24 protein-coding genes, 1 tRNA gene and 1 pseudogene are annotated in these 24072 nt (G+C 57.5%); 13 read left to right on the top strand and 13 right to left on the bottom strand.

Annotation, left to right across the window (positions count from 1 at the left end):
• The first annotated feature begins 1 nt into the window (after window position 1).
• On the top strand, window positions 2-2254 hold the full coding sequence (locus RBB80_RS28740) for a xanthine dehydrogenase family protein molybdopterin-binding subunit (RefSeq protein ID WP_433965599.1): 2253 nt from the start codon (window positions 2-4) through the stop codon (window positions 2252-2254).
• 56 nt (window positions 2255-2310) lie between these two features.
• On the opposite strand, the gene RBB80_RS28735 is transcribed toward RBB80_RS28740, so the two are convergent.
• From RBB80_RS28735 to RBB80_RS28715, 5 genes are all read right to left on the bottom strand, one after another.
• Complete coding sequence (locus RBB80_RS28735) at window positions 2311-3177, bottom strand: glycoside hydrolase family 99-like domain-containing protein (RefSeq protein ID WP_433965598.1); 867 nt, start codon at window positions 3175-3177, stop codon at window positions 2311-2313.
• Complete coding sequence (locus tag RBB80_RS28730; protein WP_433965597.1) at window positions 3066-3515, bottom strand: glycoside hydrolase family 99-like domain-containing protein; 450 nt, start codon at window positions 3513-3515, stop codon at window positions 3066-3068. The genes RBB80_RS28735 and RBB80_RS28730 overlap by 112 nt, the downstream gene beginning before the upstream one ends.
• Window positions 3516-3781: 266 nt before the next feature.
• Window positions 3782-3858 (bottom strand) — tRNA-Arg (locus RBB80_RS28725).
• A gap of 64 nt (window positions 3859-3922) precedes the next feature.
• On the bottom strand, window positions 3923-4207 hold the full coding sequence (locus RBB80_RS28720) for a hypothetical protein (RefSeq protein ID WP_433965596.1): 285 nt from the start codon (window positions 4205-4207) through the stop codon (window positions 3923-3925).
• 126 nt (window positions 4208-4333) lie between these two features.
• Window positions 4334-4816 carry a TlpA family protein disulfide reductase gene (locus tag RBB80_RS28715; protein ID WP_433965595.1) on the bottom strand — a complete coding sequence of 161 codons (483 nt, stop codon included), beginning with the start codon at window positions 4814-4816 and terminating at the stop codon, window positions 4334-4336.
• A gap of 30 nt (window positions 4817-4846) precedes the next feature.
• Between RBB80_RS28715 and RBB80_RS28710 the strand changes: the two genes are divergently transcribed.
• From RBB80_RS28710 to truB, 6 genes are read left to right on the top strand one after another with little or no spacing between them, the layout of a single operon-like run.
• Window positions 4847-5338, top strand: coding sequence for a glycosyltransferase family 2 protein (locus RBB80_RS28710; RefSeq protein ID WP_433965594.1), 492 nt, complete (start codon window positions 4847-4849; stop codon window positions 5336-5338).
• On the top strand, window positions 5329-5937 hold the full coding sequence (locus RBB80_RS28705; protein WP_433965593.1) for a hypothetical protein: 609 nt from the start codon (window positions 5329-5331) through the stop codon (window positions 5935-5937). Before RBB80_RS28710 ends, RBB80_RS28705 begins: the two co-directional genes overlap by 10 nt.
• Before the next feature lie 55 nt (window positions 5938-5992).
• Window positions 5993-6403: a 6-pyruvoyl trahydropterin synthase family protein gene (locus RBB80_RS28700; protein WP_433965592.1), complete on the top strand. Its 411-nt coding sequence runs from the start codon at window positions 5993-5995 to the stop codon at window positions 6401-6403.
• Window positions 6400-6828: a 6-carboxytetrahydropterin synthase gene (locus RBB80_RS28695; protein ID WP_433965591.1), complete on the top strand. Its 429-nt coding sequence runs from the start codon at window positions 6400-6402 to the stop codon at window positions 6826-6828. Before RBB80_RS28700 ends, RBB80_RS28695 begins: the two co-directional genes overlap by 4 nt.
• A 14-nt stretch (window positions 6829-6842) precedes the next feature.
• Entirely contained in the window at window positions 6843-7451 is a 609-nt protein-coding gene (folE, locus tag RBB80_RS28690; RefSeq protein WP_433965590.1) for a GTP cyclohydrolase I FolE, read from the top strand.
• 19 nt (window positions 7452-7470) lie between these two features.
• Complete coding sequence (truB, locus tag RBB80_RS28685) at window positions 7471-8343, top strand: tRNA pseudouridine(55) synthase TruB (protein WP_433965589.1); 873 nt, start codon at window positions 7471-7473, stop codon at window positions 8341-8343.
• Here truB and RBB80_RS28680 read toward each other — a convergent pair.
• Entirely contained in the window at window positions 8264-9070 is an 807-nt protein-coding gene (locus RBB80_RS28680; protein ID WP_433965588.1) for an arylesterase, read from the bottom strand. The genes truB and RBB80_RS28680 overlap by 80 nt on opposite strands.
• A gap of 76 nt (window positions 9071-9146) precedes the next feature.
• On the opposite strand from RBB80_RS28680, the gene RBB80_RS28675 reads away from it, so the two are divergent.
• From RBB80_RS28675 to RBB80_RS28655, 5 genes and pseudogenes are all read left to right on the top strand, one after another.
• On the top strand, window positions 9147-9869 hold the full coding sequence (locus RBB80_RS28675; protein ID WP_433969936.1) for an ABC transporter ATP-binding protein: 723 nt from the start codon (window positions 9147-9149) through the stop codon (window positions 9867-9869).
• A complete protein-coding gene (locus RBB80_RS28670) occupies window positions 9869-12451 on the top strand; it encodes an ABC transporter permease (RefSeq protein ID WP_433965587.1) in 2583 nt (860 codons plus the stop codon). Before RBB80_RS28675 ends, RBB80_RS28670 begins: the two co-directional genes overlap by 1 nt.
• Window positions 12452-12523: 72 nt before the next feature.
• A complete protein-coding gene (locus RBB80_RS28665; protein WP_433965586.1) occupies window positions 12524-13063 on the top strand; it encodes a galactokinase family protein in 540 nt (179 codons plus the stop codon).
• Complete coding sequence (locus tag RBB80_RS28660) at window positions 13033-13698, top strand: galactokinase (RefSeq protein ID WP_433965585.1); 666 nt, start codon at window positions 13033-13035, stop codon at window positions 13696-13698. Before RBB80_RS28665 ends, RBB80_RS28660 begins: the two co-directional genes overlap by 31 nt.
• Window positions 13635-14758, top strand: a pseudogene (locus tag RBB80_RS28655) (UDP-glucose--hexose-1-phosphate uridylyltransferase). The gene RBB80_RS28660 and the pseudogene RBB80_RS28655 overlap by 64 nt, the downstream one beginning before the upstream one ends.
• On the opposite strand, the gene RBB80_RS28650 reads toward RBB80_RS28655, so the two are convergent.
• The 6 genes from RBB80_RS28650 to RBB80_RS28625 form a co-directional block, all read right to left on the bottom strand.
• A complete protein-coding gene (locus RBB80_RS28650) occupies window positions 14736-15116 on the bottom strand; it encodes a hypothetical protein (protein ID WP_433965584.1) in 381 nt (126 codons plus the stop codon). The pseudogene RBB80_RS28655 and the gene RBB80_RS28650 overlap by 23 nt on opposite strands.
• A gap of 230 nt (window positions 15117-15346) precedes the next feature.
• Window positions 15347-15604, bottom strand: a complete 258-nt coding sequence (locus tag RBB80_RS28645) for a hypothetical protein (protein WP_433970106.1) — start codon at window positions 15602-15604, stop codon at window positions 15347-15349.
• Window positions 15499-15945 carry a lectin-like domain-containing protein gene (locus RBB80_RS28640; RefSeq protein ID WP_433965583.1) on the bottom strand — a complete coding sequence of 149 codons (447 nt, stop codon included), beginning with the start codon at window positions 15943-15945 and terminating at the stop codon, window positions 15499-15501. Before RBB80_RS28640 ends, RBB80_RS28645 begins: the two co-directional genes overlap by 106 nt.
• A gap of 32 nt (window positions 15946-15977) precedes the next feature.
• Window positions 15978-18581: an immunoglobulin domain-containing protein gene (locus RBB80_RS28635; RefSeq protein WP_433965582.1), complete on the bottom strand. Its 2604-nt coding sequence runs from the start codon at window positions 18579-18581 to the stop codon at window positions 15978-15980.
• A 338-nt stretch (window positions 18582-18919) separates the two neighbouring features.
• Window positions 18920-19792, bottom strand: coding sequence for a hypothetical protein (locus tag RBB80_RS28630; protein WP_433965581.1), 873 nt, complete (start codon window positions 19790-19792; stop codon window positions 18920-18922).
• On the bottom strand, window positions 19732-21684 hold the full coding sequence (locus RBB80_RS28625) for a bifunctional YncE family protein/alkaline phosphatase family protein (protein ID WP_433965580.1): 1953 nt from the start codon (window positions 21682-21684) through the stop codon (window positions 19732-19734). Before RBB80_RS28625 ends, RBB80_RS28630 begins: the two co-directional genes overlap by 61 nt.
• A 911-nt stretch (window positions 21685-22595) precedes the next feature.
• On the opposite strand from RBB80_RS28625, the gene RBB80_RS28620 reads away from it, so the two are divergent.
• A complete protein-coding gene (locus RBB80_RS28620; RefSeq protein WP_433965579.1) occupies window positions 22596-23474 on the top strand; it encodes a ferritin-like domain-containing protein in 879 nt (292 codons plus the stop codon).
• Between the two features lie 51 nt (window positions 23475-23525).
• Here RBB80_RS28620 and RBB80_RS28615 read toward each other — a convergent pair whose 3' ends face one another.
• The gene (locus RBB80_RS28615; protein ID WP_433965578.1) at window positions 23526-23912 is read right to left on the bottom strand and encodes a hypothetical protein; all 387 of its coding nucleotides are present in this window, start codon (window positions 23910-23912) and stop codon (window positions 23526-23528) included.
• Between the last annotated feature and the right edge of the window lie 160 nt (window positions 23913-24072).

Here is a 24072-nt window from a genome sequence, read left to right as displayed (position 1 = left end):
GATGGATCAGGTAACTGAGTCGAAGGTGATTGGCGTCGCAACGCCACGGATCGATGGCCCGCTCAAGGTAAGTGGCTCCGCGATGTATGCGTCAGATCATCATTTTCCGGGCCTGCTCTACGCATGGCCGGTCTGCGCAACGATTGCGAAAGGAACGATTACGCACCTGGACACGGCCGGAGCGGAGAAGATGCCCGGCGTCGTTGCGGTCTACCATCGAGAGAATATAGGGAAGCTCTACCGTGTGCCGCCATCAACGGGCTTCACGCTCATCGTGGATGAGAAGCGTCCTCCGTTCGAGGACGACACGATTCGTTACTACGGCCAATACGTCGCCGTCGTCGTGGCGCAGACCGTGGAACAGGCGCGGGCCGCGGCCGAAAGTGTAAAGGTGACCTACAACAAAGAGAAGCAGGACACTGGCGAAAAGCTGCTTGGAACGCCGCTCACGACCGACAAGCCTGACGAAAAGAGCAAGCGTGGAGACACAGCGGCAGCGTTGAAAGCGGCGAAGGCGAAGGTCGATGTGGTCTACAAGATTCCGGTCGAAACCCACAACCCGATCGAGTTGCATGCCTCGGTTGCGGTCTTCGACGGTAAAAAATATACGTTGTACGAGACGTCGCAGGCGGTGGTAAACCATCGCGATGTGATGGCGCAGATGTTGGGCGTTCCCACGGAGCAGGTGCAGGTAATTACGCGATTCCTTGGTTCGGGCTTTGGGGGTAAGTTGTGGCCCTGGCCCCACGGATTACTTGCGGCGGCCTGTGCACGCAACCTCGGGCGCCCCGTCAAGCTGGTGGTAAGCCGGCAGATGATGTTTCAAAGCGTTGGACACAGGCCCGCAATCGATCAACGAATCCAGCTTGCGGCAGACTCTGATGGCAAGCTGACCGCGGTGCAACAGGATTACGTCAACCACACTTCGATGCTCGATGACTACGATGAAGGCTGTGGCGAGATCACGCCGTTCCTCTACAGCACTCCGAACCTGCTTGTGACTGGAGGACTGGTGCGCCGTAACGTCGGCAACCCAACGGCGATGCGCGGGCCGGGCGCAGTGCCTGGTCTGTTCGCGTTGGAATCCGGCATGGATGAGCTGGCTATCGCGTTGAAGATGGATCCAGTGCAACTGCGCTTGAAGAACGAGCCGGCGCTGGACGAGAGCCTGAATATTCCATTTTCTTCTCGTCACATGAAGGAGTGTCTGACGGTTGGGGCGGAGAAGTTCGGCTGGGCGCGGCGCACACCAGAGATAGGCTCGATGAAGCGCGATGGTCTGACGCTTGGCTGGGGTATGGCCGCATGTTCGTGGCTGGCGGCGCGAATCGAGACGGAGGCGACGGTCGAACTTCTACAGGACGGCTCAGCGCGTGTCGCTTGCGGTACACAGGACATCGGCGGAGGAACTTATACCGTCATGGCTCAGGTGGTGAGCCACGAAACAGGAATTCCGGTCAACCGAATCGATGTCGTACTCGGCGACTCCTCGCTTCCACCGGGGCCGATCTCGGGAGGCTCGTGGGTTACGGCCTCCATGACGCCGGCAGTGCTGGGAGCAGCCCAGAGCGCAGGCAAAGCTCTCTTGTTCGCAGCGATCAAGTCTGATGGATCGCCCTTCAAAGGCAAGAAGCAGGAGGAGCTCGAGCTCGTCGACGGAACGGTCCGTCTGAAGGGACAAGGGCAAGGTGCGGTGCCGATAGCGGAGATTCTAAGAATCGCCAAAGTCAACTCAGTCTCCGGCACCAACAAGTCGGATGGTACCTTCGGAGCTGGCAAGCCCAAGGTTTCGTTTCACTCCTACGGTGCACAGTTTGCAGAAGTGACCTGGCAGCCAGAGATAGCACGCCTTCGTGTCAGCCGCGTCGTTACGGTCATCGACGCTGGACGCATGCTGAATCCGCGCCCGGCTCGCAACCAGATTGAAGGTGCGGTGGTGATGGGCGTTGGTATGGCGCTGTTCGAAGAGACGATGTACGACTCGCGCTCGGGTGCTCCGATCAACAACAACCTCGCCGACTATGTGGTAGCGGTCAACGCGGATACGCCGGAGATCGACGTCACATTTCTCGACTATCCGGATTATCAGCTAAACGCTCTTGGAGCTCGAGGTGTGGGCGAGATCGGTCTTGCTGGGATTGCCGCGGCGATTACCAATGCCGTCTATCACGCGACCGGTATTCGCGTGCGCGATCTGCCGGTGCGTATTGAGGATTTACTGGTTCCGGCAAGCAGAACCACACATCTCGCCTGATCCATCGTCCTCGCCGCGACGTAGATGGACGCTTCATTCGCGTCGCGCGATCGAGATCAAGCCTTCTTCCCAAAGACTGCATGGATCTGTTCAAGGTACGCATATCCGTGTTCCGTGTCAGGCTCCAGATAGCTCCCCTCAGTCCATTCGTTCCATGAGTTCACGGTCAGCAGCTTTGTTTTAAGGTCAGGAGAGTCGTCGAGAAACTGCTTCGCCGAGCGAAGGGCATCGCCAAATCGTTGAGGTGTGTTCCCTTGCACTACGGGCATGAAGGGATACGATGATTGGGTATAGATGTCAGATTGACATGCTCGTGGCGAGGAGTCCCATCCCATGGAAACGTTCGGGTAATAGGGTCTTCCCAGCTTGGCGGAGGCAGTAGCTCGATAGACTTCATAAGCAGAAGCCAAGTCCTGATACTCCGAGGCGGGAAACTTTGCCAGTTGTGCGTGATGGATCCATACATAGGAGGTTGTGCTGTCGACGTTCAAACGCGCGAGCAGATCCTTCAGGTCTGTCACCTCCGTCTGACCAGGTAAGAGTTGGACTCCCCAGGTGACCGCATTGAGATGCAGGTCACGGAACCCTGCGGCTTTCACCTTATCGCGGAATTGTTGTAGGGCTGCCGCGGCTTTCTCAACGCTGCCCATTCCGAGCACAAATCGGTACAACTCGTAGATGGAAAAGTATGGGCCCCCATCCACCTTGAGATAGCTGGCCTGGCTGAAGTAGTTCTTGACGATGTGGGTTGTGAGCTTGTCAAACGTGGAGGCCGTCACCTCGCCTGGATACTGAAGGTGTGGGGGAGCCGTCAACTTCGCGGGATGTAGATCAAACCAGTCATGGTTCGCCCACATGAGGGCAAACTCGACGTCTGGGCGGTTGGACGCGCGCAGATAGCCCTCTTCGAGAGCGCCCTGCAAAAGGGGCCGTCGTTGTACCAATACCAATCGAAGATGAAGGCGGAGATCGACGCACGAGCAGCTGCACCGATCTTTTGTTCAAAGACCTTTGGATCAGATTCATCTCCGTAACCCCATAGAGGGACCTTGGGTTGTTTGTGGCCGGCAAAGCGCGGCTTGGCGTCCTTTACAAGCTGCCACTCGGTCCATCCCTTGCCGTGGGCGACATCATTGCGGGGATCCTTGTGATAATTGCCGAAGTAGTAAGCGGCGACTACGTACCTCTCGCTCTCTTTGTGACTCCGCGATTGCGCTATTCCGTTTTTCGCAACCGAAAGAGCTACTGCGTTTGACGCCATATTCCTCATAAATTCCCTGCGGCTTTGGGTAGACACTCAGACACGCTCCATTCGAGGTTGCAGACCATGCAAGACCCCACGCAGAAAGCAGGAGTCGACGATCTAGATTCTCATAACTGAGAGCAAGTCAACCCGGCTGCAGAGAGCTCAAGGCCCTTTGGCGACGCGATACGACCTCATAGCGCGCTGCGACGATCATCGTCTCAATGCCATCAGGCACGGATGTGAATGCAGCGGCAGATGGATGCCTAAATAATTGACAGGAATGGTGCGCCCGGAGAGATTCGAACTCCCGACCCTTTGGTTCGAAGCCAAATGCTCTATCCAGCTGAGCTACGGGCGCGCAAAAACAGGGAAGTGAACTACAACAGCATCCTAAAAATACCCGAGAAACCATCCTCAGGCAACTAGGTTGCAGTCGCAGGCTCAGGTGGCGCGGGCGGGGTGAACATAGGCATGGTCTCGACGATATCCAATCCAGCGCGGCGCAGCAGTTGATGGATCACAGGCTCGGTCAAACGGGTCGCGTCGTATTCGATTCGCACCGTCTTCTTTGCCTCGTCCAGCGCCATGTGGCGAACACCGTACACCTCCCGCATCTTCGCCATCGCCACGACGGAGGCTTCGGTCGGCGGAACTCCATAGCGGTAAAGAACATCAAGCTGTGTCATGGCTTCGATGATACCAGTCACACCGTCACCCGTTCCGCCCTCTGTGCCAAACTCCCTTTGCGACCCGTAAGGACAAGAATTCAGGCGTTATCGCTAGTTTTGTGAAAACGGGAGGTTTTCGGCGGCAACGCTCGACCATTCCCCCTCTCACATCTTCGAGAGATAGCTGGTGATCTCAGGACTGGTCCATACCTGCGCTCCGATGAACTTCCGTCGCAATACGCCCTGTTTATCGATGATGTAGGTCTCAGGAATCTGCACCGTCCCGTACAGCGCATTCACCTTCTGATCCGCATCTCGCACCGTCAACAGATCGACGTGATGGTCCACCAGAAACCGCTTATACACATCTGGATCCTGGTCCATACTCACCGCGACGATCGCCAGTTCCGGCATCTGCCTCTGCAGTGCCAGAAGGCTTGGCAACTCCTCGATGCACGGTGCGCACCAGGTCGCCCAGAGATTCAGCACCACGATCCGCCCGCGTAGCTTGCTCAAATCGACCGTCCGGGTGCCATCCCCCATCGCGAACTGCGGCGCCGGCTTATCGATATTTCCGGGATGGCTGCCGCGGTCGCACCCCGCCACCAGCAGCGATCCCAACACCGCACTCATTATCAATCTACGCACAAGTCACTCCACTTCCTATAATACGAAGTCGTGAGCGACACCGACCCCGCGCAGGAACTGAATTCTACCGAAGCACCCGACCTCGAACTCTCGGTCATCATTCCGGCCCGCAACGAGCAGCGCTCGCTGGCCTCCTGTCTGGCTTCTATTCTGAGCCAGTCCGAGCCCGGTTTCCTCCTCGGCCAGCAGTGGGAGTTGATCGTCGTTAACGATGACTCGACCGACAGCACGCGCACCATCGCCGCCGAAGCCGCCGCTACCCACGAAGGCGTCCTTGTCCTCGACGCCCCACCATTAGACCTTAGCGCCAACGGAGGATTCACCGGCAAGACCAACGCCTGCTGGACCGGCGCGCAGGCCGCACGCGGCAGAAACCTGCTCTTCACCGACGCAGACACCATCCACGAGACCAACGACATCTCCCGCTCCCTTCGCGAAGCCGACCGCCACAACGCAGCTCTGCTCTCCTATTCCCCCGCCAAATCGTCACCGGCTTCTGGCAGCACGCCGTCATGCCGCTGATCTTCTCTGAACTAGCCTCCGTCTACCCTTCCAAGCAGGTCAACGATCCAACCAGCCGCCTCGCCGCTGCCAACGGCCAGTTCCTTCTCGTCGAACGCGACGCCTACTTCTCTGTCGGAGGACATCGCGCTGTCGGCAAGAGCGTTCTCGAAGACGTCGCCCTCGCCGAAAACATCAAAGGCGGCTCCCGCATCATCCGCTTCCGCTACGCTCCCGAGGCCCTCGCCACCCGCATGTATTGGAACATGTCGGAGATGGTCGAAGGCTGGACGAAAAATCTCGCCCTCCTCTTTCCAAAGCCCGTGGCCCTCGCCCTCTGGCGCGTCCTCGACGTCCTTCTCTTCTTCGGACTGCCCGTTGCGGCGTTTGGCCTCTTTTGGCTGCAGCCGTGGCAGAGAAACGTTATCCTTCTTATCTGGGTCAGGACGCTATGGCGCTTCTACTCCCGGGTTGCACGTTCCAACTTCCCAGCACCAGATATAGCAATCTCCATTCTTGGCGTTCCGTTTTTCATCTATCTGCTTATACTCAGCGCGAGTCGTTATCGCTTCAAGAAAACCGTTATCTGGAAGGGACGTAACTACAACACGGCCCCCTAGTTACTTAGGTTTGCATCCACCTATCCCCGAAATACGTCTAAACACAGGAATAACGATGATCTTTCTTACCCGCAAAGCCGAATTCTCCTCCGCCCACTTCTACTGGAACGAAGCCTGGTCACCTGAGGAGAATCAACGCGTCTTCGGCAAGTGTGCCAATCGCAACGGCCACGGGCACAATTACACCCTGGAGGTCACGGTCGCAGGCTCCGTAGATGCGACCTCCGGCTTCGTCGTCGATCTCAAAGAGCTGAAAGACATCCTCGAGCGCGAGGTCGTCAGCATCTACGATCACCGGCATCTGAACCTCGAAGTCCCCGAGTTCAAAACTAAGATTCCGACGACCGAGAACATTGCCATCGCGATCTGGCAACGTCTCGACAACAAGATACCGCACGCAAAGTTGCACCGCGTCCGCGTCTACGAGATGCCGGATCTCTTCGCGGACTACTATGGAGAATCATGAAGGCGCATCTCAATCGCCGCTACCACTTCAGCGCGTCGCATCGCCTCCACACCGAGTCGTTCGATGCTGCGAAGAATCGTGCCGTCTTCGGGAAGTGCAATAATCCCCATGGCCACGGCCACAACTACACCGTGCAGGTAACCTTGAGCGGTCCGGTTGATCCGTCCACAGGAATGGTCTGCAATCTCGCGGAGCTTGATGCCTTTGCGCAAACCAATCTTCTCGCCCGATTCGATTCCATGAACCTGAATACGATGAATTGCTTTGCGAATATCGTCTCCACGACAGAGAATCTAAGTATCGAGATCTATCGCATCTTTCAACGCTTTCCCGCGGCCCACCTGGAGCGGGTTCACGTTGAGGAGACGAGTAACAACTCGTTCGACTACGCCGGCGACGCGACACCAACGCCAGGCATGATGTAAGAAAGGCCCGTCCTATGGCACGCACCTCGGCCACGATTGAACCAGCGTTACTCGACACCCTTTCAACCCAGGATCTCTATCGAGAGCTGCTTCTCCGCATCGGAGAGGATCCCACGCGTGATGGCCTGCTGCGCACTCCCGAGCGCATGGAAAAATCCATGACGTTCCTTACGCGCGGCTACACGATGAACGTTACCGACGTTCTCCACGAGGCTCTCTTCGACGTCGACTACGACGAGATGGTCATCGTAAAAGATATCGAGTTCTTCTCGCAGTGCGAGCATCATCTCCTCCCATTCTTCGGCAAGGCTCACATAGCCTACGTTCCAAACGGGAAGGTCATCGGGCTAAGCAAGATCCCGCGCCTGGTCGATGTCTTCGCCCGAAGACTGCAGGTGCAGGAGCGGTTGACCCGCCAGATAGGTGAAGCCATCACAGATGCGATTCACCCGCAAGGCGTAGCCGTAATTCTCGAGGCGCAACACCTCTGCATGATGATGCGCGGTGTTGAAAAGCAGCACTCCTCAACTGTCACCTCTGCAATGCTCGGCGTCTTCAAAACGCAGCTCCAGACGCGTAATGAATTCCTTTCTCTTGTCCGTCGTCAGGGAAACTCGTTCTAGCGGCTAAACTGGAGACTGCATGAATGGTCTCCTTGTACTCGATAAACCCTCCGGAATTACCTCGCATGACGTCGTCGCCATCGTCCGCCGGGCCACTGGCGAAAAGTCCATCGGCCACCTGGGCACACTGGATCCCATGGCCACTGGCGTCCTGCCGCTGCTTCTCGGCAAATACACACGCCTCGCTCAATTCTTCGGGCAGGCAGACAAGCACTACACTGGCCACATCCGCTTCGGCTTCGCAACCGACAGCTTCGACGCTGACGGGACACCAGTGGGCGAGGCCCTTCCCCTGCGCCAGACGCTCGAAGAGCTGCAAACACTGAGTCAAAAATTTCGCGGAGAGTTAGACCAGGTTCCTCCAATCTTCTCTGCAAAGAAGATCAACGGAGTCGCCGCCCACAAGCTGGCGCGAGCAGGCGCGGAGGTCGCGGTCAAACCGGCCCGCATCACGATTCACAACTTTGAACTCACCTCTCTCGAAGGCGACACGGCATCTTTCGTCATGTCGGTCTCCGCCGGCGGTTATGTGCGTTCCGTAGCGCACGAGCTCGGCCAATTGGCGAGCTGTGGAGCGCATCTCTCCACTCTGCGAAGGACGCGTGCCGGAGCATTCTCTCTGGAACACGCGATAACAATCGACCAACTCAAGACAGCCTCCATGGCCGAACTCGAGGCGCTGCTGCCTCACCCGCGCACGTTGCTCCCCGAGATGCCTTCTGTCACCGTGGACGATCAAATGGCCGGTCGTCTGCGAAACGGAATGCAGGTCAATCTTCCCGACTTCTCGCAGGCTCCCCTGATCAAGGTATTCACCACCCCGACCGACTTACTCGCAATCGCCCGCCGCATCGCCGGCACGCTGATGCAGCCCATCGTCGTTCTCGGGTAGCTCTATTTTTTAGCAGAGGCGTTACGAGTGGGAGCACATTCTTCGCCACGATCTGATTACCTGCACTCGTCGCATGTGTCCGATCAGCCTGCATCATTCCGTCCACACCGAAGACGCCTTTCAGAAGAAATGGAAGTATAGGCACATGGTACTTCGCGGCAAGCGTCGCGTAGGTGTCATCGAACTGCTTGATGTAGTCAGGGCCGTAGTCGGGCGGCAGAGTAATTCCAGCGAGAACTACCTTCGTTCCACTGGCCTTCAGGGTGCCAACAATCCTATCCAGGTTTGTTCGTGAATCTTCAATGCGAAGGCCACGCAACCCATCATTCCCACCGAACTCCACCACCACTACCGCAGGCTTTAGGGCAAGCACCCTGTCGAGGCGATCGACGCCGTCCTTGGTGGTATTGCCGCTAATCCCCTCGTTAACGACGCGGTAGTTATACCCTTCGGCATTCAGATCCGTCTGAAGATAGTCAGGATAGCTCTGCCCGAGGTCAGTTCCGTAGCCGGCAGTAAGGCTGTCGCCGAAGCAAACGATGACCGGCCGCTTGTCGTTCGCGGCCGCCGGGGAGGGCTCGGAAGCCGCATCCGGAGCGGCGCTTTCGGCAACCGGTTGACTCGAATCCAACACCTCAGACGGTTTCGTCGTTTTATCGGCGCGGCAGCCGCTCAGCGAAAGCGCCACAACCAGGAGAGGCAAGACCGCTAGAATAGCTACAGACACTGTTCTCCGCATCTCTACAAAGTAACAAACCCTTGCCGAAGAAGGAGAGTCCCCGAAGTTGACCTCACCAACTGCAATGATCGTCGTCGAAGGTCTTCGCAAGTCGATCCGCAACGGTCCCCGCACCGTCGACATTCTTAGAGGGCTCGATTTCACCATTCCACGTGGGCAGTTTGCAGCCATCATGGGCTCGAGCGGCAGTGGAAAGTCCACACTCCTCGGCCTCCTGGCTGGACTCGATACTCCCAGCGCCGGGAACGTCCATCTGAACGGCGCCGCCATCAGCTATCTTCCGGAGGACAAGCTGGCGCAGGTTCGCGGAAAGACCATTGGATTCGTCTTTCAGTCGTACCAGCTGATTCCAACGCTGACTGCACTCGAAAACGTCCTGCTCCCCTACGAGCTAAACGCCGACACGAAAGAAAGTGGCCTGGGCCGCGCACGCGATCTGCTCACCAGCGTCGGTCTCGGAGACCGCATGGACCACTACCCCGTTCAACTCTCGGGCGGCGAGCAGCAGAGAGTAGCCCTCGCCCGAGCCTTCATCCTCCGGCCTCCCATTGTTCTTGCCGACGAGCCCACCGGGAATCTCGACACAACCAACGGTGCTCATGTGCTGGAGCTTCTGCTCAATCTGAATCGCACGGAAGGCACAACCCTCGTCCTGGTGACGCATGACCCCATGCTCGCCGCCTACGCGAACCGCCGCATCACTCTGCGCGATGGATTGATCATCGCCGACGAGATCAATCCCACCCCTGCCGAGACTTCGCGCGAAGCCGCCCTGACCGAGGGCTGATGGCGACCCTCTCCTATCGGTCCGCCGCGAAGATCGCCGCCCGCGAGATGCACTCCTCTCGCGGCAAGTTCTTCTTCGTCATTCTTTCAGTCGCCATCGGCGTCGCCGCGCTCACTGGAGTGCGTGGCTTCTCTTCTTCCTTCCGAAGCACTCTACTCAATCGAGCCCGCAGCATCATGGCGGCCGACCTCTCGGCGAGAATGTTTCAGCAGCCGACGCCTGATCAGCAAAAGGCGCTCGATCAGATCGCGGCCACCGGAGTCGAGATCACCCCCGTCACCGAACTGCTCTCGATGGCGTCCTCCGCGAAGACGCTCGATCCGCTGCTGGTCTCGCTCAAGTCGGTAGATCCAGCAAAGTACCCGTTCTACGGACAGGTTGAACTCAGCCCGTCGGCCCAGCTGAAGACCGTACTCGACGCGAGCACCGTCGCGGTTGCTGACGACCTCCTCGTGCGGTTGAACGTCAAGGTAGGAGATCAACTCAAGATCGGCACTCAGCTCTTTCGAATCGGGTCAGTTGTCGTAAACGAGCCGGATCGTCTTTCAGGCAGTTTCGCGGCGGGTCCACGCGTGCTCATCTCGCGAGAGGGCCTGGACAACAGCGGTCTCCTCGCACCCGGAAGCCACGCCGGGCAGCGCTATCTCTTCAAGGTTCCTCCGCCCAGTAACGGCGCGCCTATCTCCGACAAAGCAGTGGCAGATCTGAAAGCCCGTTTGGAAAAGCTCCTTCCAGAGGCACAAATCATCGACTACCGAGAGACCAACCCGGCGCTCACGCAAGGACTCGACCGCGCAACAAGCCTCCTGTCACTGATGAGTCTCGTAGCTCTGGTCCTCGGCGCCATTGGTGTCGCCATGGCGATGCGGGCGCACCTTCAGCAGCGACTGGACACCATCGCGATCATGAAGTCCCTCGGGGCACGCTCCGGCCAGATCATCAAAATCTACTTGCTTCAGACGCTGCTACTAGGCCTCGCCGGAGGTCTTCTAGGCGTAGCCCTCGGCGTCGCAGTGCAGCTCAGCTTTCCCCACCTCTTGGCTCGTCTCATCCACGTCGACACTGAGCTTCATCTTCAACTTCGCACCGTCATCACTGGTCTCGCAGCCGGCCTGCTCACGACCCTCCTCTTCACCCTGCCCCCGTTGCTCGATATTCGCGGAGTTCGTCCCATACTCATTCTTCGCCGAGCCGTGGAAGATAACGACGACCCGTTCGTGACTGCAGCATGGCGCAAGATCACCAGGAATCTCGCCCAGGTTGCCGCGGCAGTGCTCATCCTCGCAGGACTTGCCGCTATCGCCACGACACTAAGCGATTCGCTTGTCGTGGGCGAGGTCTTCTCGTTCGGCCTGGTAGCCGTCCTCGCGGTTCTACTACTCGCCTCGGTAGCCGTGCTGGCCGGACTCCGCTTCTTCCTCTCAAAGACCCGGCTCCATCTGCCGTCCTCGCTTCGTCACGGACTCGCAAACCTGTATCGCCCCGGCAATCCCTCTGCGGCTTTGCTGGCCGCACTCGGGCTCGGTGTGATGCAGATCATGACGGTCTATCTCGTCCAGCAGGCCGTAGTCTCGGAACTCCATGTATCCGCTGCGCCCAATCTACCCAACGTCTTCCTGATTGACATCACTAACGAAGAGATCAACGGAATTCGTACCTTACTAAAGTCGCAGCCCAGTGTCACAGCACCGCCGGAGCTTCTCCCCGTCGTATCGTCCCGCATCGTCGATATCGACGGCGTCCCCGCTAACGAGGCGAAGCTGAAGAACTTCCCCAAGCGAATGTTGCGGTCGATCAACCTTACCTGGTCTGCCGCCTCGCCTCCCGGAACCAAGACGGTGGAAGGGAACTGGTGGCCCACAGACGAAAAGCGTCCCCTAGTCGCCGTCGAAAAACGTCAGGCGGACAGATTAGGCGTTCATGTCGGATCGCATATCACCTTCGCCGCACAAGACACTCAGTTCGTCGCCACGGTCGTCGCCCTCACGAAATCCGACGGCCAGCATGCCTACTCGCGAGCGGAGTTCATTCTGCCGCAACCAGCCCTCGCTGGCCTGCCGGTCGTTTGGTACGGCGGCGTTCATGCCGACCCAAATCACGTCGGCGAACTGCAGCGCGCCCTCTATAACTCCTACCCCACCGTCACCGTCATCAACGTTGCGCAGGCGCTCGAAACCGTACGAGCCGTAGTCCTCCAGATCACCTACGTGATCCAGTTTCTCGCAGCATTCTCCATCTTCGCCGGCATCATCATTCTCGCCAGCTCGATCGCCGGAACCCGCTATCGCCGCATCCGCGAGGTCGTCGTCCTCAAAACTCTGGGCGCCACTCGAGCGCGCATCGCCACCGTATTCTCCATCGAATTCGCCGTCCTGGGGCTCGTTGCCGGTTTCGTCGGCATCCTCTTCGCAAACATCATCGCGCGAGTGCTGCTCACAAAACTCACAGTTACCTACCACTTCCAAGGATGGTGGACGCTGGGCGCGCTCCTCGGAACAGCCGCGCTGACCGTCGCAACCGGATGGGTGGCGAGTCATCGCATCCTGGGTCGAAAGCCGTTGGAAGTCCTTCGTGAAGAGTAGCCACGTTATTACGTGCACGTACACGGTTATGAGATGATCTTGTCAGTAACTTCAAGAATGCGGGTTCTGTGAATGAAGGTGGACAACGAACAAGTGCTGCAGTCCCATCGGCAGCGGTTTGGTCAGCAGGGACAAATATTTGCTGCGCCTGCCAGGGTGAATCTGATCGGCGAGCACACCGACTACACAGGTGGTCTGGTCATGCCCATGGCGATAGGCTTTCGAACCGTCGCCGTCGTCAGTAGCAGACAAGACCAACGCGCCGTCTTTTACTCAGCAAACTACAACGAAGAGGCTTCCTTCGAAGTTGCCTCTCTGGAACGCACTCCGGTCGGACGTTGGTCTGACTATCCGGCTGGCGTTTTATGGGCTCTCCAACAGCAAAACATCGCGGTGGACGGTTTCAGCATGACTCTCGCAGGAGATGTTCCCTTGGGTGCCGGCCTGAGCTCCTCTGCCTCCGTCGAAGTGGCGACAGCGTTAGGGCTCTTGGCCCAAGCCGGAGCAACCCTCCCCTCGAAAAACTCGCAACCCTCTGTCGTCGAGCAGAAAACGAATACGTCGGCGCAAAGAGCGGCATCATGGATCAGTTCGTCGTCGCAGGTGCCGTAGCGCATCGCGCAATGTTGCTTGACTGCCGATCTCTCAACTTCGAGCTTCTGCCCTTGCCAGAGCAGGTGCGTGTGGTCATCTGCAACTCGATGGTGAAACATGCCGTGGCGACCGGCGAATATGGAGACCGCCGCGACGAGGTCGAGTCTGGTCAAGCAGTCCTGCAGCGCGAGCGGCCACGCGTTCAGCTCCTTCGAGATGCGACATTGGAAGATCTCGAAGCCTGCAAAAGTAAAATGTCAGCCGCCAGCTTTGCACGATGCAGACACATCATCACAGAAAATCAACGCGTTTTAGATGCTCGGGAGGCGCTGTTGCACAAAGATATGACACAGTTTGGACGAATCATGGTGGAGGCGCACAAAAGTATGCGGGATGACTTTGCTGCAAGTTGTGAAGAGGTCGATACGCTGGTTGAGATTGCCATGCGGCAGTCAGAGTGTTTCGGTGCTCGCATCACCGGGGGCGGATTCGGAGGATGCACCGTGAATGTCGTTCGCGCCGAGCTTGCGGAACAATTCGTCCAAACTCTGAAAGAACAGTACGCAGCAAAGACCGGAATCGACGCACAGTGCTTTGTCAGTGCTCCCTCCGATGGAGCGCTCGCCATGGCGGCAAACGGTGGTGTCCAGTGATTCCTTTAGCGCAGCAGAACCCTCACCGTCGATTCAATCCGCTCAAACGCGAGTGGGTTCTGGTATCTCCCCATCGCACGCAGCGCCCGTGGCAAGGGCAGACAGAGACCAAGACCACAGAGGTGGCACTGGCCTATGACCCGACCTGTTATCTCTGTCCGGGAAACGTACGCGCAGGCGGAGTGCGAACCGACAAATACACCACCACCTACGTCTTTGAAAACGACTTCGCCGCACTGAGGCCGGATGCACCGCAGTTCTCCAGCGACGAAGGAGGCAAAGGCCTCCTGCTTGCCGAGGGCGAGAGTGGAGTCTGCCGCGTCATCTGCTTCTCTCCACGTCACGACCTCACCTTATCGAAGATGTCGGTACCCGAGATTCGCGCAGTCGTCGAGGTGTGGAGCGAACAATACGCAGAGCTGGGCGCACGCGACGACGTCAACTATGTGCAGATCTTCGAGAATCGCGGAGCCATGATGGGGGCCAGCAATCCCCATCCCCATGGGCAGCTTTGGGCCAGCCGTTCCATCCCTGACGAAGTAGTCTCAGAGCTCGCCGGCCAAAGCGAATACCTCGCAAAGAACCAGGCAGTTCTATTGTGCGAGTATCAGAAACTGGAAGAGTCGCTCGGCGAGCGTGTCATCGCGCAGAACGAGAGCTTCCTTGCAGTCGTACCGTTCTGGGCCGTGTGGCCCTTCGAAGTGATGATTCTGCCACGCCGACACGTCACCAGTCTGCAGGCATTCACAGAGACGGAACGATCAGACTTCGCCGCCATTCTGCATTCGGTCACCGCAACCTACGACCAGTTGTTCGACACTCCGTTCCCATACTCCATGGGCCTGCATCCTGCTCCTTGCGACGGCGAGGAGCACCCTGAGTGGCAGTTTCACGCCCACTTCTACCCCCGCTGCTGCGTTCGGCCACCATCCGAAAGTTCATGGTCGGCTACGAACTGCTCGGTTCTCCACAAAGGGACATCACACCCGAATCCGCTGTTGCAACCCTTCGTGAAGCAAGTCTGCGAACTCTTCCACTCAGTGGAGCCAATGAAAGGTAACCCCTGCGCCCAGTAGAATATTGTTCTGGCGATTGTCTTCGGAGTTATCGAAACTGGTCATATAGTAGTCAGCCTGTATAAGGCGAACAGAGATTCCGAGGGTCAAGGGTAAGTCGATTCCGCCGCCAAGACGACCGGCAAAAGCAGAGGTGCCATCCGCCACACCGGCCATTCCACCGCCTGCGTGTGCCCCTCCGACGAGCACCTGGGCGAATGGCTCAAGAGCGCGATCACCATGATTCCAGAATCGCGGAAGGCGATAGCGAGCGCCGCCGAGATAGGAAGTCAGAGTAAGCGACTTGCTGGAAGAGAGCGCATTGCTGGTGTGATCAACGCTGAACTCTGCAACTGCGGCCAATCGAGTGCCAAGGTTCCAGGAGGCGGAGATGCCACCGCCATTCAGCGGAAAGCAGCCGCATCCTCCATTCGGGGGGCGTTCGTATGCACCCAGTGGTACGTCACGGCAGCATCTCCACTGTGCGATGGTCCCCCGGAAATCGCCTGGGCCAAAGCCGTACCTGCTGTTCCAATCATCCAAACACAGACTAATAAAAGCGATCGCATCTCTGGTGTCTCCTCGTCCGCACGTTAGTTGGACGGTGCGGTAACAGTGGCTGAGAGGTTGCTAATAACCGTTTGCTCATCGAGAGCACCGGTGGAGGCGCTGAAGTAAAGGTAGGCCACAGGAGGGACGGAGACGCTGCCCGAGAAGGCCTGAGTGCCATCCATCGTCACGGTCATCATTCCCTGCACGATAGAAACGACGTAATCATGCGATACCGTGGCTCCTGCAACGGCAAGCGGGGGAATGTTGGTGTTGACGTTGAAGTATGGTTTTTCCCACAAAGCGGTCTCCCCCTGCCAACGCCAAGATAAGGAACGGGCGGATCGCCTGGATCGTGGTAATCGTCGAAGGCAAGCACGATTCCAGGAATTCCCTCCGCCCCCAATCCGCCTCCGGTAGCTCCAATGCTGGTGGTCGTTGCTCCGAGAGACGGATCGCCCAACACCATGGCGAAGCCGTCCGCCGGAGGATTGCTTGAGTTGCTGGTGGTGATAGTGAAACTGAGTTGAATGTCTCCGGTGGAGATCAGGTTGGGCCAGACGATCTCGCCCCGCTGACCAAGCACGGCTGCGGACAATTGAATAGCACAGGCAGAATTAGGCGGAAGGGCATTGCCTATCAACTTCCAACCGCCGCAAAGATTGCCGACGCCCGTTAGAGTTCCAACGAACAGTGATGCTGAATTGCTTGTGACCGCAGGGAACTTCCGTTGCTGACAACCACATAAAAGACGGAACCGGAGTCAGAAGTAGCCGTCGAAGCCTGCGTGTACGAAGCGCTCGTCGCTCCTGGAATCGCAGAGAAGGTGGCGCCTCCCGGTGCTGCTTCAAACCACTGATAGGTCAAAGGAAGCGCCGAAGTAGCTGTCACCGAGAAGGTAGCCGAATCTCCCGCGTTGACGAAGACATCCACCGGCTGCTTCGTGATCAGGATTCCAGTACCAATCGCCAGGGTGGCAGTCTGAGACAACGCCTGCCCATAGTTGTTACTGACGATGACATAGTAGCCGTCTTGATCATTATTGATAGTGGTCGCGGTCGCCGGAACAGTATAAGTGGACGACGTTGCACCTGGTACAGCAGTACCCGTCACGCTGCCCGCAGGTATCTGGTACCACTGATAGGTCAGGGTAGGCGATCCGACCGCAACCACAGTGAATGTTGGCGTGCTGCCAATCGCCACGGTCTGGCTGACAGGTTGAGTGATGATCGTGGGTGGATCATTGCCGGGAGTGACTGTCAGGGTAGCCGACGTGCTCGTAAGCAGGCTTCCGCAGCTATCCGTGACCGTGGCGTAGTATTTAGCGCCGCTGGAACTCGTGTTCACTGCTACGGGTGTCGTATAAGTGCTTAGCGTAGCTCCCGGGATTGCAACTCCCGTCGAGGCGCCTGGAGCAATCACATACCACTGGTAGCTGAAAGGAGCGTCTCCCGCAGCCGCAACCGAGAAGGTAGCGGTCTGGCCCGGCAGAATAGAAAGACTCACCGGGTTGGAGGTGATAGTTGTCCCCACCACGACCTTCGCGGCATTCGAGGTGACGCTGCCCGCAGCATTTGTAACGGTGACTGTATAGCTGCCGACATCCATCGCAACTGCGCTCGGAATGAAGTAGCTCGAACTGGTCGCCCCGGCAATCGGCGATCCGTTGAAGAACCATTGATACGTGCTCGCATACAACGCGACGACAGAAAGAGTTGTCGAGGCGTTGTTGCAAACGTTCACGCTCGGCGGTTGCCCAGTGATCACCGGCAAGCTGAGGGTTACCTTGGTGGTAGCCGAAACAGAAGGCTCATCGACGCTGGTAGCTGTGATCGTATAGGTGCCAACGGTGTTGGGAGAGTTCCAGACATTGCCCACAAAGCTCCCCGCACTGGCGGTCCATACCAAGGTATTGGTAGCGCCTCCCGAAGCGGTGGCAGAAAAGGTCTGAGTCCCCGGCGCTATCGTCGAATTCGCAGGAGTGATCGGTGAGATCGTCACATTGGTAGGCGTCACCGTGCACGTTGTCGAAGCCACTGCTCCACCCGTGCCGGTGACCGACAGAGTGTACGTCTTGGGCGAGGTCAGCAGCGGAGTCGAGTATGAGTTGCCGCTGATTGCGGTCAACGTGATATCGCTACTCCCAACTCCGGCCGATCCGATGACCGCCGTGCCGCCCGAAAAGGTGGGAATCAGTGTTGCAGAGGTGTTGTACGCAGGAGTAGCCGAGTTGCATGCAAGACTGCTGGCCACCGGGATCGTATTGATGACCGTCAGAGTAGCCGGATTGCTCGTGGCTGCTCCCCCAGCATTGGTCACCGTCACCGTGAACTGCGAGTTATTGTCGCCGATCACCGTGGCAGGCGTGGTGTAGCTGCTCGAAATGGCGCCGGGGATCAAAGTCCCGTTTTTCGACCACTGGTAAGTAAGTGGAGCGGTCCCCGTGGCAGTAACGCTGAAAGTCGCAGTCTGGCCCACCTGCACGGTCTGGTTTGCTGGTTGGCTAATGACAAGCGGAGCGTTCGGCGGCACCGCTGTAGAGCTGGTCACCGTCAGAGTAGCCGGATTGCTCGTGGCTCCTCCTGCAGCGTTGGTTACAGTCACCGTGAACTGCGAGTTATTGTCGCCGATCACCGTGGCAGGCGTAGTGTAGCTGCTCGAAGTCGCGCCGGGAATCAAAGCCCCGTTTTTCGACCACTGGTAAGTGAGCGGAGCGGTCCCAGTGGCAGTAACGCTGAACGTCGCAGTCTGGCCCACCTGCACGGTCTGGTTTGCTGGCTGACTAATGACAAGCGGAGCGTTCGGCGGCACTGTTGTAGAGCTCGCAGCCACCGTCAGGGTAGCCGGCGAGCTGGTCACCGTTCCCCCGGCATTGGTTACGGTCACCGTAAAGACAGAACCGCTCTCGGTGCTTGCCGTCGCCGGCGTGGTGTAGGTGCTGGAAGTGGCTCCGGCGATCGCCGTGCCGTTGTCGAACCATTGATAAGTAAGTGTCCCGGTCCCCGTCGCGGTGACGCTGAACGTAGCGGTCTGTCCGACATTGACGGTCTGATTTACGGGCTGCTTCGTAATGGTTGGAGGCTGACTGGAGTAGCCATTCCACCCTCCACCGCACGCCGTCATCACAAGCAGCGCGAGCATGGCAGTCAGAAGCCGGAAACCTCCTGAGCGGACCTTCATCGACCCACCGGATCGTCGATCGTCAGGCCAGATAGCGAGGCACAACTTCGAGAGCAACGAGGCGATAAACAAATTGAGGGATGCGGCTACTTTGAACATCGGGACTCCTGGAAAGGATTACAAATTTAGTCAGCTCGGGCCCATCACCCTCGCAAACAGCTCTTTACGTGCAGGAGAAAAACAAGTGTTCCAGGCCCAACGGTCAGCAAAAGGTGAATCTCTAGAAAAGATATCCGCAAACACGCTCAAGTTCTCTACACCTTCCGTGCTACCTGAACATCCCTCCACCATTAAGGCCCATAGAGTGCTCATGGGACTGGCGGGAGCAAGGGGCACTTGAAACGCGTCATCGGGTAGAGGTTGATGCGACGAAGCGAAGCCCCATGTCAACACAGGGATCAACCAGACCATCGCGGGCCCGGAGGTTCTCCGTCTGACTAATCGTCGTCGTTCTTCAGCTTCTTGGGGCGAGCAAGCAGCAGAGCTGGTACTGGGCTGTCGCCCATGGCGTCTTTCCACAAGATCACGTTCAGCTTTTGTGTATCCGCGTGATCGGCATGTCGAAAATCCATCGCCTGAGACGCCTTCGCCCCTGGTGCAGACTTCGTATTTGCTGTGTAGATCAGCTCGCTATCGCGATTTTTGTAATCCGCCGAAAATGCCGGCTGACTCCCATCTCCGGTAAACAAAGAACCCATCATTGAGCTGAAGGCATCATTGTTGTTCATCGGCGGTAGCCCAAGCAGGGTCTCCATGGTCCGCAGGACACTGACAGTCGAGTAAAAGCGACTATCAACGAACGCTTCTCCGCTCGCCGTCTTTGGCGAGTATTTGCTGACAACCAAAGCCAGACTGCGGTGTGCATCCACATGATCCGCACCGGCCTGCGCATCGTCTTCCAGAATGAAAAATGCCGTGTCATCCCAAAAGGCTGAATGGGATACCGCATCCACCGCACGGCCGACGGCCAGATCGTTGTCGGCGATGGAAGACTTAGGAGTTGGTCCACCGGGCGTTGTTCCTGCTGTGTGGTCGTTTCCAAGCCGCAGGAGGATAAAGTTCGGCATATCGTCGTTGCCTGCCTCGCGGTCGGCGACCCATCTTCCAAAGTGCTTCAGAAAGACCTCCACCCGGATCTGATCTGGAACCCTCAGATTGAAGTCTGGCTGCTCTGTCGCAAAGTGCCCAACAAGCTCCGGCTTGGTTGCGATGTTGGTCGCCAGAAGTGGGATCGGCCACGGCCACTTATTCACGCCGCCGCCCCACTCGGCCGGCAGAGTCTCCCCGGCAGGATCGAGGGTTTTTGACACTTCGCTCCCTCCAGCAGCGGGCCTTCCTGACTTGCAGTCTTTTTTGCATCGCAAAATGTGGACGAGATGTACTCTCCGAAGTGGTAGTAAGTTTTGCCTTGTCGCGCGAGGTTTCCCCAAAGGTATCCACTGTTGGGTTCATTGACATCAGGAATCTTTTGCAGAAGAGGATAGCCCTCAGCGACCACCCCTTCGAAGTCGTAGGTTCGCTCATTCCCCCGGTAGTTCTGCTGCCATGTCTTCTCCAGATAGTCTGTGCCGATGCCGGCGGTTGACCACACATGCCCGTCGCCCGAAACCTCACCGGAATCGTAGAAGTTATCCAGCACTCCAAACTGCAAAGCGAGTTTGTGCTGATTCGGTGTGATCTCCGCACCATACATTGTCAGCTTGGAATCACCGTTGCCGACGGCCTTCCCATTTTGTCGAAGATCTCCGAAGACCTGATCATAGGTACGGTTCTCTTTGATGATGTAGATCACATGCTTGATGCGGTCCTGCTGATTACCTGCAAACCGAATCTTTTCTTCGGCCGCCTTCATCCGATTCGACTCGACCACCTCGGCCGTCCACTTCGGAAGGTCTCGCTCCATGGTCTGCGTGTCCAACACGGCAAGAGATCCATAAAGCAGCGTTGCGATGTAAGTCGAAGAGCCCGGCCTGGTGCTTCTAGTGCACTCGGACTCTCGCTGCTGAAAATTGTTTGGTCCCGTTCCCTTTCCTTTGGCAGTCGCGATATAGAGCTTTCCACCGGTCAGTCCAATGGACATCGGCATCCACTCCGTTGGCACAAAGCCCAGAGGTTCGACCATCCCCACCTTCGCCACCTTCGCCGACAGCTTCCTCGTGTCAAGCACTGCGATTGCGTCGGTGATCGCGTTCGCCACGTAGAGTCTTGAACCATCAGGAGACAAAGCCAGTGCCTCAGGCTCTGCTCCGAAGTAGGTCTGGTGCGGCAGTCGGGTGTCGAAGTAACCTCTTACCGCGAACTGCCCGCGATCCACATTAACAGCCGCAACCGCATCGCGGTTCGCTAGCGCAACGTACATCGTCCGGCCGTCGCCCGACATCTGGAGCGCACAGGGATGAGTTCCGGCCGCCGTCGAACTTTCAGGCTTTAGCAGGGCAAGCTTACGGCCGACGACACCGGTTTTCAAATCAAGTTCTACAACCTCGCTTGCGTTCCACAGCGCCACGAACGCGCGGGTTTCGTCCTTTGAGACGCTCAGCGCGACAGGATATGTCGACGGCACCGCATCGTTTTCCGACAAATCGAACCGCGTAAGAATCGCACCCGAGGCCGGATCTATCAGCAGTACGTCGTCGGAGAGATTGTCTGCCACCAAAAGTTTTTCTGAGCTTGACGAACCCACCACAGCGATCGCAGCCGGAAAAGGCACGCCTTTATCTCCAGCCGTGCTGCCAATCAGCATCGTCTTGCGGCCCGCAGCCAGTTGCTGCAGCGGAATCTTTATCATCCGCTCCTGTGAAATCTTGCCAGCGTTGAAACCATAGACCACGACGCCGCTGCCGGTATCACCCTTCTCCGTGCCAAGAGGATCGGTCTCCGATCCCATGCTTGCGTAGACATGCCTCCCATCTCGGCTGAAGGCCAACCCCGAATAAAGCGTCTGTCTGGCTTTGACTGAAGTCCTGTCGTCAGGGAAGTCTTCCACAACGCCGGTCTGCGTATCCAGCGCCGCCAGCGACTGTTTGTAACCAGACTCGAAGGTTCCGTATCCCGCATTGACCGTGACAACAAAGCGTTGATCCGGCGATATGGCCATCGACATGGGCAGTCCATTGAGCCTTTGCGGGCTGCCCGGGACCGGCTGCAGAATCTCCTTGCTTGTGGGGAGATCGATAGCCGTCAAGCCAGATTGTGCTGACATTGAACCGGTCTTCAAGAGGAGTGCCGTCGCCAATAGGTACGCAGCATACTGTCGAACTGTCATTCTTCCAGCCTAGCAAACTCTCTGTTGACCGAGTGTTACAGACATCTCCTGTGACTGAGAGAATCGGCCCGTACAAGGTCGCTGCACGCTTAGCGAAGATCGCGACCGCCGCATCAGCAGTTCAATTCGACCATCTCCCCTTCGCATCTACCGAGTGCACCGCCAAGTAAAAAATAACGATCTATTGTTCATGGCCCGACATGAGCGAGACAGTTGTAACCGCTATTTAACATATGGCCGCTAAGGGCTACGACCCTGGCTGCAGAGCTGTGCCTCCAGTGCCGTGAACGGGCGAGCCGCGAAGCTTGCAACCGGATGGAGCAAGAGGATCAAGAAGCCAAACTGATCACGACAGCAGACTATCTCTCTCTGCGTGCTCTCTGCGCTTACCAAATTTTTACTCAGGCCGACACTCTTTTGACTTCGCACTGACAACAGCGACGAGTAGAACGGCTACTGTCTCGTCACCGCAGTCAGCAGCATTTTTGCGGGTTCAACGAAGTTCCGACAAAAGGAGAAGTGAAAATGTCACAATCTGAAACTCTGCTCAAGAAATCCGCCAATCGGCGCGAGTTCTTGAGAACGGGAATTACGGCAGCAGGCGTAGCGACCATGGGCACAGGCTTGTTAGTGGGTGGAGTATCCGCCTTTGGTCAAGAGCATGAAGGAGACGGCGATCTCACAAAAGGCGACATCGCGATTCTCAGATTCCTGAATGCTCTTGAACAGATCGAAGCCGACCTGTGGATTCAATACTCCGAACTTGGAGGAGTCCAGGACAAGGAAGTCTCCGGAGTCAACGGGGAAACCCGCTCTACACCGCTGCGCTCTCTATCCTCGACGGCGATATGGCCCAGTACATCCACGACAATACCGACGATGAGATCAGCCACGCCGCCTTCCTCAAAGCATATCTGGAATCGAAGGGTGCGGAGGCAGTCGACCTCAGCCGCTTTGCCACCATCCCAGGCAGCACTGCGACCGGTTCCACCGGCAAGACAAGGCTCACCAACCTGACCCAGCTTACCGTGGACACCAGCTTCTGGTCCAAGTACCGCAGCGTCACCAATCCTGACTTCGATCCCAACGCACCATTCGTTCAGGCAGTCCCCAGCCTCAACGTAGGAAAACATACAGCGATTCCAAGAACCGACGCTGACACCGCAGGCAGCTTCATCAGCAGCGACAACACTACAAGCATTACACACCACCTCCAGGCAATCGCCTTCACGGCGGGATTCCACTTCGCATTTATAGAAGCAGGTGGAAGCAGCCTCTACCCGACACTGGCCCAGCAGGTAAACAATCTGGAAGTCCTGCGGGTGCTGCTTAGCATCGGCCCCAGCGAGACCATGCACTTTCAAACCTGGCAGGACAAGGCCGGCAATGCACTCCCATTGACCGACGTTGACAATGGACCAGGTGGAACCGGGGCGTCCGTTACCTTTACCACACTTGCTAACGCCCAGGGAGAGACCAATCCCGAGTCCCTCAAAGGCGACACCTTGCAGGCCAACCTCATCATGCCGGAACCAACCCACTTCCTCAGCAAGAAGTTCCCACCCGTTGCAATCGTTCGTCCAACCTCTACAAAAAATAGTGGAGCAGTGGCCTCTCTCCAGGGCTTTGTGGATGACGGGCTCTTCATCGGCCAGAAAAATCCAGAGTTCCTGCGAGTGATGTTCAGTCTGGCCGAGGAGGCGGACGAAGCACGGCGCAGATCCTAAGCGGATTACCTCTCTCACCCCGGATAGCTGTCCGGGGGCGAGAGAAGGAGCTCATCTCGAAACCCTTCGACCAAGCCACCGCGCACCCAGCAGGAAGACGACCCCGAAGACCAGCACTCCAGGCACAATCGGCCGCCTCCCCTCGATTACATCAAGCACTGCGTCCAGCACTTGAATCGCGGCCGTCAGCAACATCATCCCTTGAAGCATTCGTCCTGCCCGCAAAAACAGCAAAACAAGCAGCATCGCCGCCAAGGCCAGATTGCGCGACACCAGATACCCCGCGTACACCCGAACCCCTGGACTGATCGCGTCACCTGGCCCCAAAAGTAATCCAGGCTTTACCAGCGCGATCACTCCGCCGAGAGCCATCAAAATTGCACCTGCCGTTACGCTCACGTATAGCCATGCCGGCCACCGCTCTCGCTCTTCCATCATCGCCCCTCCCCTCAAATGAAGCGTCGCGTCATGCCGACGCACTGGCTCCCTTTCCACGAACGATGGCCCGTAACCCCTAAATAGCAATTACTCAACTTCTCGCATATTTGTTCCACAAAATGTATCTTTATGCGTCGGCAATGCATAATCATTAGTGTTG

The sequence above is a fragment of the Tunturiibacter gelidiferens genome, from assembly GCF_051013345.1.
Taxonomy (GTDB): Bacteria; Acidobacteriota; Terriglobia; order Terriglobales; family Acidobacteriaceae; genus Edaphobacter; species Edaphobacter gelidiferens_A.
This window is presented reverse-complemented; position numbering and strand designations above follow the sequence as displayed.